This window comes from Radiobacillus sp. PE A8.2 (genome assembly GCF_045635475.1).
GTDB lineage: Bacteria > Bacillota > Bacilli > Bacillales > Amphibacillaceae > JBJGXI01.
This window is the reverse complement of record NZ_JBJGXI010000003.1, coordinates 91,615-106,343: the sequence shown is the minus strand read 5'-3', so window position 1 is coordinate 106,343 and position 14,729 is coordinate 91,615. Positions and strand designations below refer to the sequence as shown.

Annotated in this window: 11 protein-coding genes, 1 pseudogene and 2 riboswitches; of the genes and pseudogenes, 8 read left to right on the top strand and 4 right to left on the bottom strand. The window is 37.8% G+C overall.

Annotation, left to right across the window (positions count from 1 at the left end):
- Window positions 1-22: 22 nt before the first annotated feature.
- Both ACI6MV_RS02770 and ACI6MV_RS02765 read right to left on the bottom strand, forming a co-directional pair.
- Complete coding sequence (locus ACI6MV_RS02770) at window positions 23-829, bottom strand: YqhG family protein (RefSeq protein ID WP_407268369.1); 807 nt, start codon at window positions 827-829, stop codon at window positions 23-25.
- Window positions 807-2,477, bottom strand: a complete 1,671-nt coding sequence (locus tag ACI6MV_RS02765; RefSeq protein WP_407268368.1) for a DEAD/DEAH box helicase — start codon at window positions 2,475-2,477, stop codon at window positions 807-809. The genes ACI6MV_RS02770 and ACI6MV_RS02765 overlap by 23 nt, the downstream gene beginning before the upstream one ends.
- Before the next feature lie 174 nt (window positions 2,478-2,651).
- A riboswitch (glycine riboswitch) is annotated at window positions 2,652-2,741 on the top strand.
- Window positions 2,742-2,744: 3 nt separating this feature from the next.
- Window positions 2,745-2,832: riboswitch (glycine riboswitch) on the top strand.
- A gap of 64 nt (window positions 2,833-2,896) precedes the next feature.
- Between ACI6MV_RS02765 and gcvT the strand changes: the two genes are divergently transcribed.
- From gcvT to ACI6MV_RS02745, 4 genes are all read left to right on the top strand, one after another.
- Window positions 2,897-4,000, top strand: coding sequence for a glycine cleavage system aminomethyltransferase GcvT (gene gcvT / locus ACI6MV_RS02760; RefSeq protein WP_407268367.1), 1,104 nt, complete (start codon window positions 2,897-2,899; stop codon window positions 3,998-4,000).
- 27 nt (window positions 4,001-4,027) lie between these two features.
- Window positions 4,028-5,377, top strand: a complete 1,350-nt coding sequence (gene gcvPA, locus ACI6MV_RS02755) for an aminomethyl-transferring glycine dehydrogenase subunit GcvPA (RefSeq protein ID WP_407268366.1) — start codon at window positions 4,028-4,030, stop codon at window positions 5,375-5,377.
- Window positions 5,370-6,830, top strand: a complete 1,461-nt coding sequence (gcvPB, locus tag ACI6MV_RS02750; RefSeq protein WP_407268364.1) for an aminomethyl-transferring glycine dehydrogenase subunit GcvPB — start codon at window positions 5,370-5,372, stop codon at window positions 6,828-6,830. The genes gcvPA and gcvPB overlap by 8 nt, the downstream gene beginning before the upstream one ends.
- Window positions 6,831-7,161: 331 nt before the next feature.
- Entirely contained in the window at window positions 7,162-8,301 is a 1,140-nt protein-coding gene (locus ACI6MV_RS02745) for an FtsW/RodA/SpoVE family cell cycle protein (protein ID WP_407268362.1), read from the top strand.
- Window positions 8,302-8,355: 54 nt separating this feature from the next.
- On the opposite strand, the gene ACI6MV_RS02740 is transcribed toward ACI6MV_RS02745, so the two are convergent.
- On the bottom strand, window positions 8,356-8,748 hold the full coding sequence (locus tag ACI6MV_RS02740) for a rhodanese-like domain-containing protein (RefSeq protein ID WP_407268361.1): 393 nt from the start codon (window positions 8,746-8,748) through the stop codon (window positions 8,356-8,358).
- Window positions 8,749-9,186: 438 nt separating this feature from the next.
- Here ACI6MV_RS02740 and ACI6MV_RS02735 point away from each other — a divergent pair.
- The 4 genes and pseudogenes from ACI6MV_RS02735 to ACI6MV_RS02720 all read left to right on the top strand — a co-directional run.
- Window positions 9,187-9,981: pseudogene (locus ACI6MV_RS02735) on the top strand (ribonucleotide reductase N-terminal alpha domain-containing protein); the annotation flags it as partial.
- Window positions 9,982-10,292: 311 nt separating this feature from the next.
- Window positions 10,293-12,071: a vitamin B12-dependent ribonucleotide reductase gene (locus ACI6MV_RS02730; RefSeq protein ID WP_407268456.1), complete on the top strand. Its 1,779-nt coding sequence runs from the start codon at window positions 10,293-10,295 to the stop codon at window positions 12,069-12,071.
- A 399-nt stretch (window positions 12,072-12,470) separates the two neighbouring features.
- Entirely contained in the window at window positions 12,471-12,887 is a 417-nt protein-coding gene (gene mntR / locus ACI6MV_RS02725; protein ID WP_407268359.1) for a transcriptional regulator MntR, read from the top strand.
- Between the two features lie 110 nt (window positions 12,888-12,997).
- Window positions 12,998-13,885 carry a patatin-like phospholipase family protein gene (locus ACI6MV_RS02720; protein WP_407268358.1) on the top strand — a complete coding sequence of 296 codons (888 nt, stop codon included), beginning with the start codon at window positions 12,998-13,000 and terminating at the stop codon, window positions 13,883-13,885.
- 323 nt (window positions 13,886-14,208) lie between these two features.
- Here ACI6MV_RS02720 and ACI6MV_RS02715 read toward each other — a convergent pair whose 3' ends face one another.
- On the bottom strand, window positions 14,209-14,589 hold the full coding sequence (locus ACI6MV_RS02715) for an SA1362 family protein (protein WP_407268357.1): 381 nt from the start codon (window positions 14,587-14,589) through the stop codon (window positions 14,209-14,211).
- Window positions 14,590-14,729: the final 140 nt, after the last annotated feature.

Genomic DNA, 14,729 nt, shown 5'->3' with positions numbered 1-14,729 from the left:
AGGCTTCTATAAAGAATGCCTGCTACTTTTTTAACAAGTGCTGGGAAGTTTTTTGTGTAAAGTAAAACACCCCGCCATTGATAATATCGATCGAAATCCTAGGTTGATATCGATTTTCAATATCTAGCAGTTCTTGCTCTTTTAGTTTTGCTGCAGATTCATCTTCGTCATCTGTATAAAAATGTCCCAGTAGTTGCTTTTCTTCCTGTAAATGCTGCCATGATTCTTGTGCCCATTCATGTTGTTCGTTTTGCAGCTTTGTTTCAATATGTTGCAGAATTCTCCGGTAGCCACTAGCAACCTTAATCATAGGCGTAATCGTGTAACAGAAATCAGCAATTGAGTTTTGTAATTTAATCGATCGTAAATGATCCATCATGTCTAGCTTCATGGCGCCATTTATTAAATGTAACCCTATAGAAAGAATCTCATCCTTTTTATGTTTCCCCATATAGCTAATTTTTACATTAATGACTAGCCATGGGTCTAGCGGTGTTCGTTCTATATTTTCTACGTGCTCGAATAGACGCGTAAACTTACCTTTGGTTGTTAATGTACCAAAGATCTGATGTACTCTTGGGCTTCCAAAGTGAATCCATTCGCCTTTTTCTTCGCGTCGTTCTGGATTGGTAATAAAGCTAACTTGCATCGGTTCACCTGGATATCCGAGTTTTTTCACATATTGCCAGTAAAAAGGTCGGTTCATTAATAATTCATCCATCACATCTGTTAACTGGACCGTTAGCTTACCGTTGTTTTTTTCGACAATTTCGCATTGGTTTGCAGTAAAGTAATTCGTCATAAAGTTATGAAGATTCTCGATCGCCATCGTATTCCTCCTCTGCGTGTTGTTGTGCATAGGAAATCACGGAAGATAAATTTTCTAATTTGATTTTTGCTTCTCCGTCTGTAGCAGAGTCTTGGAAAATCGTTTGTATTTCTTTTTCAACATCATCAATCGCAAGTTCCGCCAAAATTTTATCTAAATTACCGATCACACGCTCGAATAAGTGGATCTTCTCATATAGTAAATTTAGCACATGCTCTTCAATCGTGTCTTTTATCGCTAAATTAAATATATTCACGTCTTGTTCTTGACCGAAACGGTGAATTCTGCCAATTCGTTGTTCTAGTCGCATCGGGTTCCATGGCAAGTCATAATTAATCATGTTATTACAAAATTGCAGATTAATTCCTTCACCGCCTGCTTCCGTTGCAATCAAGACTTGCGCTTTCGTTTCAAACAATTGTCGCATCCAATCTTTTTTTCCGCGTTTAAACCCACCTCTAAAAGGAACTGAAGTGATACCGTGTTGCTGTAAGTACCATTGTAAATATAATTGGCTTGCTCGGTATTCGGTGAAGACAATGAACTTTTCGTCTTTTTTGTTTTCAATGATTTCTATCATTTTTTTAGCTTTGGCATGATGTGGTAACTGTTCAATTTGTTTTAAAATTTGTTCATAGTTATCCCGATTTGCAATAGCTTTATCTTGCCCTAGCATTTTTTTCAATGAAAGATAACAGGCTTCTCGTGATGAACACAGTTCTCTTGTGTAAGTAAGCGTTGCAAAATGGTTTTCTGCTTTTGATATGGTTCTGAGTGTTTGATAGGCATCTTGTTCTTCTTCGGTAAAATCAACCCACACTGTCTCGACATGTCGTTTTGTCCAATCAATGCCTGTATCCTCACGTCGATTGCGCACCATCACTTTTTGAACGAGCTGTTTTAAATGAGCATCATTGAATAAATTTTTGTGATTATTACCGAAGCGGCTAGTAAAATCTTCATAGTTTCCAAGGTAGCCAGGTTTTAGGATCGATACCAGATTAAATATATCTGTTAGCTTATTTTGTACTGGTGTTGCTGTTAGTAATAAGCAATATTTCTTTTTTAAGGCACGGACAAATTCATAGTTTTTCGTTTTATGATTTTTGAGCTTATGTGCCTCGTCGATGAGTACAAAATCATAGTCTTGCTCCAAGATTTTCTCCCGATGCGGCGATCGTTTCGCAGTATCCATCGATGTTATAACGATATTTTGTTGATCCCAAACCGGTCTCCTTCGCTGTGACAAGGCAGGGATATAAAATTTCTGACTAAGCTCTAATACCCATTGATTAACAAGTGATGCCGGGACTAAGATGAGTGCTTTTTTAACTAAACCTCGTATCATATATTCTTTAAGAACGAGTCCTGCCTCTATCGTTTTTCCGAGTCCAACCTCATCAGCGAGAATTGCTCTTCCATGCATGTTTTCTACAACCTGCTGTGCACTTTCTAGTTGATGCTGCAGGAAGTTAACATGAGGAAGGTGTTTTGGTGCGGTCAATCCCTCAAATTCCGGTGTCATTGTCGCCACAGATGAATCGTATGCCATTTGGAATAAGTCCCACGAACAGAAAGGACCATCGCTATTCAGCTTACCATCCAATTGGTCGATAAATTCTTGGTCGCGATGAAGCTGAATGTTCATCGTTTTACCACCTCTCTGAAAAATAAAAATATATTAGTTTCGTTCACACAGCTTATAACTGATGTGATATAATGTTTTTAAATTTGTAACAATGTTTTTACTTTTTAAACAAATTCTATGAATAAATCGTAATCACTAGTATGTCCAACAATGTCTAATTTAATAATCTTGCGAATGATTACAAGAGGAGAGACTACTCACGTAGCGCCGAAGGAGCAAACAAAGATTTGTGAATCTCTCAGGCAAAAAGACTGTTGTAGGACGCAACTCTGGAGAGTGTTTACAATTCGTAAACTACCCAAGAAGCACGCCTATTCACTGTTGTTAGGCTAAACTTTCTGGTCAAAGGACAGAGATTTACTGAGAAATTCGGTAAATCTCTGTTTTTTTATGTGAACTTATTTAAAAGGGGTTGTATTATGGCTGAAGCAAAACGTACACCATTGTTTGATGAGTATCAAAAACATGGGGCAAAAACAATTGATTTCGGTGGCTGGGAAATGCCAGTTCAATTCTCAGGAATAAAAAAGGAACATGCTGCAACAAGAACGGCTGTTGGTTTGTTCGATGTTTCTCATATGGGAGAAATCGTAGTCGAAGGGCCAAATAGTCTTGCATTTTTACAAAAAATGCTAACGAATGATGTTTCGAAACTTGTACCGAAGAAAGCACAGTACACGATGATGTGTTATCCAAATGGTGGTACAGTTGATGATTTAATTGTTTACCAATTAGAAGCACAAAAATATCTACTTGTAGTAAATGCGGCAAATACCGAAAAAGACTTTGAGTGGATCGTTGAGCACAAAGAATCAGGTGTTTCGATTACTAACTGTTCAGATCAATATGTACAGCTTGCCGTGCAAGGTCCAAAGGCAGAACAAGTATTGCAAAAGCTAACTAAAACTGATTTGGCTACCATCGGCTTTTTCCGTTTTGAAACTCCTGTTTATTTCGCGAATATTGACAGTGAAGCGATTGTAGCTCGGACTGGTTACACAGGTGAAGACGGTTTTGAAATTTATATTGATGCAAGTGTTGGTAGCTTGTTGTGGCAGCAGTTACTAGAAGTTGGTCAAGAAGAAGGAATTGAACCAATTGGCCTTGGGGCAAGAGATACATTGCGCTTTGAAGCGAATTTAGCGCTTTATGGCCAAGAACTTAGCGCAACGATTACACCGATTGAAGTAGGACTAGGATTTGCGGTCAAGACAGACAAACAAGCTGATTTTATTGGTAAAGAAGTTTTGAAACAGCAAAAGCAAGCGGGAACAAAGCTAAAACTTGTTGGTATTGAAATGATCGACAAAGGCATACCACGTCATGATTATCCGGTATTTTTCGGAGAACAACAAATCGGCGTCGTTACCTCAGGCACACAATCACCAACGTTAGGTAAAAATGTTGGCTTAGCACTGGTTAACACAGAGCATTCACAACTCGGAACCGAATTGCATGTCCAAGTTAGAAATAAAAAGTTAAAAGCACAAGTCGTTGCAACACCATTTTACAAACGAACATAAACAGAGAATTTAGGGGGGGACTAGAAAGTGGAATTTCGCTATTTACCTATGACAAAACAAGATAAGCAGGATATGCTCGATAAGATTGGAATTGACTCCACAGAGGAGTTGTTTTCAGATATTCCAAAGCAGGTTCGGATGACAAGAGAGCTGGCACTTAAAAAGCCAACAAGTGAACCTGAATTAATGAAAGAGTTAACCGAGTTATCGAACAAAAATATTAACCTAAAAACACATACGTCTTTCCTTGGTGCTGGTGTGTATGACCACTACATACCTTCGATTGTCGACCATGTAATTTCGCGTTCAGAGTTTTATACTGCATATACCCCTTATCAGCCTGAGATTTCACAAGGGGAGCTACAAGCGATTTTTGAGTTTCAAACCATGATTTGCGAATTAACGGCAATGGATGTGGCCAATTCTTCTATGTATGACGGTGCAACTGCACTTGCAGAAGCGGTTAATCTAAGTGGTGCAACTACAAAAAGAAACAAAATTATCGTAAGTAAAACAGTACATCCAGAGTCACGTGCGGTTATTCAATCCTATGCCAAAGGTCAAGGCCTAGAGGTTGTTGAAATTGATCACAATCAGGGTATGACTGATTTAAATGCTCTTGAACAAGAATTGGATGAGAATACTGCTAGTGTTGTCATTCAGTATCCTAACTTTTTTGGACAAATTGAACCACTAGAAAAAGTACAACAGTTAATCGCAGCTCAAAAGAAAACGATGTTTATCGTATCTAGCAATCCACTTGCTCTCGGTTATTTAACACCACCAGGAGCATTTGGAGCTGATATTGTTGTAGGCGATACACAAGTATTTGGTATTCCCGCCCAATATGGTGGTCCGCATTGTGGTTATTTTGCAACAACGACCAAATTAATGCGTAAAGTGCCAGGACGTTTAGTTGGGCAAACGCTAGACGAAGAAGGTAGAAGAGGATTCGTGTTAACTTTGCAAGCACGCGAACAGCATATTCGTAGAGATAAGGCGACATCTAACATTTGCTCAAATCAAGCATTAAATGCACTTGCATCGTCTGTGGCGATGAGTTCCCTTGGTAAGCAAGGCGTGAAGCAAATGGCATGGTTAAATATGCAAAAAGCCTATTATACGAAAAAAAGGCTAGAAGAGCAGGGCATTACAGTTGCTTATCATGGACCTTTATTTAATGAACTTGTGATTGATGTAAAACAATCGGTGCCTGATGTTAACGATCAATTGCTCACAAAAGGAATGATTGGAGGCTATGACTTAGCAACAGTAGATGAGCGCTATCATGGTCAAATGCTTGTAGCTGTAACAGAGAAGCGAAGTAAACAAGAGATCGATACATTTATTCAGGAAGTGGGGGATATCGTTGGTTAATCAAGATTTTCCATTAATATTCGAAAATAGCCAATCAGGAAGAACGAGCTTTAGTTTGCCAGCTTTAGATGTACCAGAGACTGATTTAGGTGTGGAACTAGCAGATCAATATATCCGAAAAGATGCCCCTGAGTTGCCTGAAGTAAGTGAATTGCAAATTATTCGTCACTACACAGGTCTGTCTAAACGAAATTATGGCGTTGACTCTGGTTTTTACCCACTAGGATCTTGTACGATGAAATATAATCCGAAAATCAATGAAGATGTGGCTCGACTGGATGGGTTTAGTCATATTCACCCATATCAGGATACAAAAACAGTTCAAGGTGCACTGGAAATGATGTATGATTTACAAACTTCCTTAGCTGAAATTACAGGTATGCACGAGGTATCCTTACAACCAGCAGCAGGTGCGCACGGGGAATGGACGGGACTGATGATGATCCGTGCCTATCATGAAGCAAATGGCGATACGAAACGAACAAAGGTCATTGTTCCTGACTCTGCACATGGAACAAACCCGGCGTCAGCAACGGTAGCTGGCTTTGAATCAGTAACCGTAAAAACCAATGAACGAGGACTCGTTGACCTTGATGATTTGAAACGTGTGGTTGGTGAGGATACGGCTGCATTAATGCTGACAAATCCCAATACATTAGGGTTATTTGAAGAAGAAATTCTAGAAATGGCTAAAATTATCCATCAAGCAGGTGGAAAGCTATACTATGATGGAGCAAACTTAAATGCCATTATGGGCTATGTACGCCCGGGAGATATGGGCTTTGATGTGGTTCACCTTAATCTTCACAAAACATTCACTGGTCCGCACGGCGGTGGAGGCCCAGGTTCTGGTCCTGTAGGTGTAACTACAGAGATAGCTAAATATTTACCAAAACCAGTATTGACCAAACGTGAGGATCAATATGTATTTGATTATGATCGACCAGATTCAATTGGGCGCGTAAAACCGTACTATGGTAATTTTGGTATTAATTTACGTGCTTACACGTACATTCGCACAATGGGTGCAGAAGGGCTTAAAAAAGTAAGTGAATATGCTGTTTTAAATGCTAACTATATGATGAGAAGCCTGCAAGATGAATATGTACTACCATATCCGCAGCATTGTAAACACGAATTTGTGTTATCGGGTAAAAAGCAGAAAAAGCTCGGTGTACGTACACTTGATATTGCTAAACGTTTGCTCGACTTTGACTATCATCCACCGACAATTTATTTCCCATTAAATGTAGAAGAGGCATTAATGATTGAACCTACTGAGACAGAAGCGAAAGAAACGTTAGATGGTTTTATCGAAACAATGCTACACATTTCGAATGAAGCGAAGGAAAACCCGGAAATCGTTCAGGAATCACCGCATACGACAATTGTGAAGCGGATGGATGAAGCGACAGCGGCTAGGAAGCCAGTGTTAAAGTATAAACGAAATTAATAATAACTTAGTGAAAACCACCCAATGTATTTTGAGATTATGTTTCTCAAGTATAATGGGTGTTTTTCTTTGCCTCCTAACAAGAATCTTTCAAATAAAAGAAGTGTACTTTACAAATGCTATAAAAATTTGGAGTTATTTTCTAATTTCATGTTATTCTATTCTTAGACTTAGACTTAGACTTAGAGTTTACGTTGGAGAAGACAAGCGCATCAACCAGACTTTCATTCGTAAATGAAAATTGTGAAATCGGTTGTAATAGCTATTGTTGTTTTGAAGCTGTATATGTAGTTAAAATAATTTCTTATACTTAAATGGGGTAAATAGATTTATGGAACATTCAATAGCACGCAAATTTGATTACAATCTTTTATTGTTGATTATTTTATTTGCTATTATTAGTTTTATTTCGTTACATGAGGCACATGCATTAGGATTAACGAACGATAATTATGTAGTAACACAGGTTATTTATTATTGTGTTTCATTTGTATTGTTTTTTGGAATGATGTTTGTTGACTTAAGTGTTTATAAAAAGTTGTCAATGTTTATTTATTTTGCTTGTTTGTTGATGCTCGTTGGAATATTAATTTTGCCAGAAAGTATATCTCCAGTAATCAATGGTGCACAAGGTTGGTATCGTATTGGACCATTTTCTTTACAACCAGCAGAGTTTATGAAAATAGGGTATATTTTAATGACAAGCTACATTGTTGATAAGCATCGCGATCGAGAAAAAAGCTTACGTAATGAGTTCTACTTAGTAGGGAAGATGATACTTGTATTACTGCCAATTATTTTGATTTTAGTAGAATATCCAGACCTCGGTAGTATGCTCACTTTCCTGTTTATGTTTTGTTGTATACTAATTGTTTCTAAAATAAGATTAACAACGCTCATGTTGATTGTTTCCATTCCGACCGCATTTTTATCATCTTTAATATATATGTATTTCTATAAACCAGATTTTTTCTTTGATAAAATTGTCGGAGTGTTATCTGACTATCAGTCGGAACGAATTTACGGATGGTTAAAGCCTTACCAATACTTGGATGCAAGCTATCAACTAAGGCAGTCGATGACTAGTATTGGAGCGGGACAATTAGACGGTTTTCATACCATTACAGATGTTCCATATGCTTATTCTGATTTTATTTTTGCAGTTATTGGTTCCAGGTACGGTTTTATTGGTGCCAGCATAGTAATTTTGTTGTTTTTTCTATTAATAGCGAAGATTATAGTTACCTCACTAAATTATAATGAAGACTTTGGCAAATATTTTGGTGCTGGTGTTGTTGGATTTATTAGCTTTCATGTATTTCAGAACATAGGTATGAGCATTGGTTTATTGCCAATTACCGGAATTGGTCTTCCGTTTGTTAGTTACGGTGGTAGTTCGTTAATTACTTGTATGGTAGCAGTTGGTCTGATTATGAGCCTTAAAGTTCACACAGTAAAATATATGTTTTGATTGGAAATTTTCATAATAAAACCCGAATCCTGTAATAGCGATTCGGGTTTCTAATTAATATTGGCTCTTTTCTACTTTTTTAATTTTACCATTCCACTTTTTAAAACCGCCTTGCAAGTGGTTAAGGTCTTGATAGCCTTTTTTGTTTAGCAGCATTGCGGCACGAGCAGAACGGGCACCACTTTGGCAATATAAATAAACAGGCTTGTCTTTTCTTAACTCAATTAAACGTTGCTTCATTTGCGTTAACGGAATATTTCTGGCACCAAGGATATGGCCGCCTTCAAACTCTTTTGGTTCTCTAACGTCTATTAATTGAGCTTTGCGATAGCCTTCGCGAAACTGATCTTCTGTTAGTGTTTTTAGGACTTTTCTTTGCTTTAGATAACGAAATACTGAATATAAGATTAAACCTACCAATAGTACGAGTAAAATCCATAATTCCATCTGCATCTTCCCCCATTTATGTCTTGTCTCATTTTTGCTCATCATCTAGTATAGCATTTTTTAGCTAATTTATCTTCAAGAAAATATCCGTCTGCTACTTTTTACTCATTTTTTTTCGAAAAGTGATCATCATTGTTTTAGGAATCCTTTATTTATGCGGATTTCCTAACTTGTTTATAATGCAATCCACAAAATTATTGTTCCCACTCAAATACAATTGTTATATCTTTGATTTTCGTTGATTTTCACTTGCTCATGTAAAATTTCAACTTTGACAAATTTTGTTTGTAATGTTCTTTTTACAAGATATAGTATATATTTATATTTCCAAACACTATATGTTGTTTTATTTATACTGAAGTGTTAAATTAGATAATAAATCTACATATAGAGAAAAACAACATGATTCTATATATAAGGACAGGAGAGATGCTATTCATGGGTGCTGTTATTGAGAAAAATTTAGAGATTAATGTGGACAAGCTGAACAAGGATATTAGCTTATTTCCACAAGTACATCCAGTAACGAGTGATATGTCTATTTCGCATAAAGGGGTATCAAGGCTAGTAATGCTTGATCGTTATGCATTTAAGGACACAGAAAAGCTGACATTATCAGAAGGGGACTTTGTTGTTTTAACGGTAAAGTCAGATCCTAAATTCCCTGCTAGAGGGTTTGGGTTCGTAAAATCTGTTGATTGGCAGACCAAACAAGCAGACATTAAAGTTAACCAAGAGTTTGTGACGGTACTTGACAATGAACAAGAAGCTACAACAGGTGTTGTCACACGTTCGCTAGATGTGATCGATAAACCATTAGAAATCTATTATGAACAAATCGCACTGCGAAATGCGACTGGTTTAGCGGAAGTAGAAACGGATGAAGAAGCAAAACAAGCATGGTTCGAGAAATTTTACCACGAACTTTCTAACTTGAATTTTATTCCTGCAGGGCGTGTGCTTTATGGTGCCGGTGCTAAAACTGATGTTACTTATTTTAACTGTTATGTAATGCCTTATGTTAAGGATTCACGTGAAGGAATCTCTGATCACAGAAAACAAGTAATGGAAATAATGAGCCGTGGTGGTGGCGTTGGTACGAATGGATCTACATTGCGTCCACGAAATACTTTAGCACGCGGTGTTAATGGCAAGTCTTCCGGATCGGTATCTTGGTTAGATGATATTGCAAAATTAACACATTTAGTTGAGCAAGGCGGATCAAGACGTGGTAAAGGTAACGAGTGCCTCGTCTATAAAAAAACCTCGTGAATTGCTGGGAACTCTTTAATACTTGAGAGCTACAACGGAATCGGAAACGGTAAACGTGAGAGCTAAAAAATCTGAAGTAACAAGACAATCAGCAGCCAAGCCTCTAACTCTTATGGATATGGGGAAGGTTCAACGACCATCGAAACCACGCTAATTTAGCGGAAGGTAGTAGAGTAGGAACTAAGTAGTTCCGAAGTGCGAGGGCACGGGTAGTGCAAGATATGGTCTAACCTTTATGGAGACATAAAGAGTTGGTGTAACGAACCAACGCAATATACGTAGCTCAAATGATTATGCTTTCAGATTGGCATCCCGATATTATCGAATTTATTATTTCAAAAATGCAAAACCCAAGAATATTACGTTTTCTAATTGAAAATAGCGAAGACGAACAAATCAAATATTTGGCTAAGGAAAAATTAAAGTTTACACCGTTAACAGAGACAGAACGCGATATGTATCAAGGTATCGTTAATTATAAAACGATGCCAGGTCTTGGTGGTTTCCCGGAGCGAGCAATAAAAGAAGCAGAAGACAAGCTAATAACGGGTGGTACGTATAATGTTCACAATGCAGAATTTTTAACTGGGGCAAATATTTCTATTTGTTTGACAAAGGAATTTATGCTAGCTGTTGAAAATGATGATTATTATGATCTTCGTTTCCCGAACGTAGAAGGTTATTCAGCAGAACAAATGGAAGCTTACAATCAAACGTGGCATGAATATGGCGATGTTCGAAAATGGGAAGAACTGGGCTATGACATTCGTGTTTATCGCCGGATTAAGGCAAAGGAATTATGGAATTTAATTAATATTTGTGCAACATACTCGGCTGAACCAGGTATTTTCTTTATCGATAATGCCAATGACATGACAAATGCAAAAGCCTATGGACAGCAAGTCGTGGCAACGAATCCATGCGGAGAACAACCACTTGCGCCATTTTCTGTTTGTAATTTAGCTGCTGTGAATTTAGCTTCTGTTGCAGACAAAGCGAACAAAAAAGTAGATTTTGAAAAGTTGAAGCAAACCGTAAGAACAGGCGTGCGAATGCAAGATAACGTGATTGATGCTACGCCATACTTCTTAGAGGAAAACAAAAAACAAGCACTTGGCGAGCGACGTGTTGGCCTAGGTGTCATGGGTCTCCATGATTTACTGATTTATTGTGAAACAGAGTATGGTTCCCAAGCAGGAAATCAGCTTGTCGATCAAATATTTGAAACAATTGCAACGACAGCTTACAGGGAGTCTGTTGAGCTTGCAAAAGAGAAAGGTAGCTTTCCTTTCCTAATTGGTAGAACAGATGAAGAGACACAAGAACTACGCAATAATTTTATAAATACTGGTTATATGAAAAAAATGCCGGATGATCTACGTGAAGATATTTTAAAATACGGTATTAGAAATTCACACTTGCTTACCGTTGCACCTACTGGCAGCACGGGAACGATGGTAGGTGTTAGCACGGGACTTGAGCCATATTTCTCTTTTTCTTACTTTAGAAGTGGTAGATTAGGGAAATTTATCGAGGTCAAAGCAGATATCGTACAAGAATACTTGGATCAACATCCTGAAGCAGATCCGAATAATTTGCCAAAATGGTTTGTGGCAGCGATGGATTTAGCACCTGAAGCACATGCAGATACTCAATGTGTGATTCAAAACTGGGTTGACAGCTCTATTTCTAAAACAGTAAATGCACCAAGAGGCTATGCCGTAGAACAAGTAGAGGGTGTGTACCAACGATTGTATAAAGGTGGTGCCAAAGGTGGCACGGTTTATGTAGATGGAAGCCGTGATTCACAAGTTCTTACGTTAAAAGCAGAAGACAATAGCTTTGATGAGGACAATCATGATGCGCAAAATAACGGGCAAAAGCCACATGTTGTTCTGATGGATACGATTCATGAACTGAAGAAAACAAATGTTACAATTGGATCTGAGGTCGGCGATACTTGCCCTGTTTGCAGAAAAGGGACAGTGGAAGATATCGGTGGATGTAATACGTGTACGAATTGTAATGCCCAGTTAAAATGTGGTTTATAATATAGATTGAGCAAGGGAACCAGCGATTAATTCGGTGGTTCTTCTTGTTTCTCATACAAGATAGTATAAAATTCAGGGAAGTCTAGCTCCAGCGTCACCAATTAGCTAGACTTTCCTCACCTCTATAGGTCCGGGGTCTAGCAAATGTTTTCGCTGTGTGCGATTAATAGCACTAAGGAAAGCTCTTTCTGAACAGGCACCGCAGAAACAAGAAGGTTTTCTTGTTTTGAGTCCCAGTCCGTATGTCGGTAAAAGGGCCCCGCGCACTTTTCTCATCGATCATACACGTTTGTACTAGATAAATACTTGTCAGGTTCATAAACCGTTTATACCTTGTTTCGTAGTATAAACTGGTGTATCCTTTTATTGATAGGATAAATGCGAATTGGGAGGATCCATATGCCAACACCAAGCATGGAAGATTATATAGAGCAAATATACATACTGATTGATTCTAAAGGATATGCACGTGTTTCAGACATCGCTGAGGCGCTTCAAGTACACCCATCCTCCGTTACTAAAATGGTTCAAAAGCTTGATAAAGACGAATATTTAAATTATGAAAAATATAGAGGTCTTATCTTAACTTCAAAAGGTATGAAGATTGGCAAACGTCTTGTCTACAGGCACGAATTGTTAGAGCAATTTCTAGCGTTGATTGGTGTCGACAAAGACAAAATTTATCAAGATGTAGAGGGCATTGAGCATCACTTAAGTTGGAATTCGATTGATCGAATTGGTGATTTAGTTCAATACTTTGAAGAGAATCCAAAACGTGTCAAAGAATTGGAAGAGCTCCACAATAAAAGTGAATAACCGTTTTGTAGAAAAGCTTTGCTGAAATTTAGTAAAGCTTTTTGTTTTTAGTTCTAAGTTAAATAGATGACCCTTATATATGTAAGAAAAGTATATTAGGGTGAGCAAACATGAAAATTGATGGTGTTTTTTCAGGTGGTGGTGTTAAAGCTTTCGCATTTCTTGGAGCGCTGGATACAATTGAAGATAAGGGATTCGTCTTTGAAAGGTTAGCGGGAACTTCTGCAGGTTCCATATTAGCGAGTTTTTTAGCCGCCGGTTATACTTCATCTGAAATAAAAGAAGCCTTGGATGAAGTTGAATTGGAGAAGTTTTTAGACCCAACCAAGCTAGGGAAATATGTGCCCGTAATGAAATGGATTCAGCTTTATTTTACGATGGGATTGTATCAGGGAGATGTATTAGAAAAATGGCTATATGAAAAATTGGCTGCAAAGGGTGTTTATACATTTGCAGATCTACGAGAAGAAAAATTGAAAATTATAGTAACAGACTTATCTTTAGGTAGGTTAGTTGTTGTCCCTGATGATCTACAAAGGATTTATAATAAAGACCCAAGCGAATTTCTGATTTCAAAAGCAATCCGTATGAGTATTGGGCTTCCTTATTTTTTTATTCCGGTAAAGCTACCAAATAAAAAAATAGGCTACAGTGTAATGGTAGATGGAGGTTTGTTAAGTAATTTTCCAATGTGGGTGTTAGAGAAAGAGAACCATGAATTGATTCGTCCAATACTAGGGGTAAAGCTAAGTGAGCAGATAAATTCGATCCCAGAAAGAAAGATTAAAAATGCGTTCAGTTTCATTCATTCTATATTTTTAACAATGATGAATGCACATGACACGCGCTATATAGCAAAAAGAGATGCTGCTAATATTATTTTCATTCCAGTAAAAGAGGTCGAATCATCCGATTTCTCGCTTACAGAAGATGACAAAAAGAAATTAATTCAGTTAGGCAAAGAACGGGCAAAAGAATTCTTGAAAAGCTGGCCATAATCAAAAGCGTAGTGCGCCGATAAGCGACGTACGGAGGTGAGGGAAGTCACGCTAGTCGCTGGCCGAGATCAAAAGCGGAGGCGCCTGATCACCTCCGACAAGCTTAAGCAATCCTCGGCGTGGCGTACTATGCCACATAGGGGATTGCCTTAAGACCTCGAGGAGGTAGGCGCCGCAGCTGGCCGAGATCAAAAGCGGAGGCGCCTGATCACCTCCGACAAGCTTAAGGCAATTCTCGGCGTGGCGTACTATGCCACATAGAGGTAAGTTAACGCAGAGGCTACTTATACACTAATTTTATAATCAACAAAAAAAACGAGCTATTAAAATGCTCGTTTTTTACGTTTTTGTTTGTTTCCTTCAATGACACGAAGGTGTGGAGCGTTTGCCTTTGATTTACCGCTCTTTTTAAATAACGGTGACTGTTTTTTTGCTGCATTAGCATAGCTTTTTTGGGCTGGTTTTTCTAGTTTATACTTCATTTTCGATTGTTTTACGGCTTTTTTGTATTTTTTAATATCATTCGATGTACGTTTCCTAATCACAAAGTAATAAACAATTCCATAAACTAGGGCACCTACTGCTACCATTATTAATAAGTTTGTGACAAGGGAAGCAGTATTTGTGAATAGTTGTGTTCCCAGTCCAACTAGGGCAAGGGTGATAAGCAATAAAATGATCGGATTTAACTTATTGCGAAACATTCGACAAATCCTCCTTTCAAGTCAAATTCTTTACACTGGAAATCTTATTTTCATATATACCACTTATTATTTATTGTGATCAGTTTTCGACCCTTTTTATTAAAAAATGAATAGAATGTCTAGTATTTGTGATGCTAGGC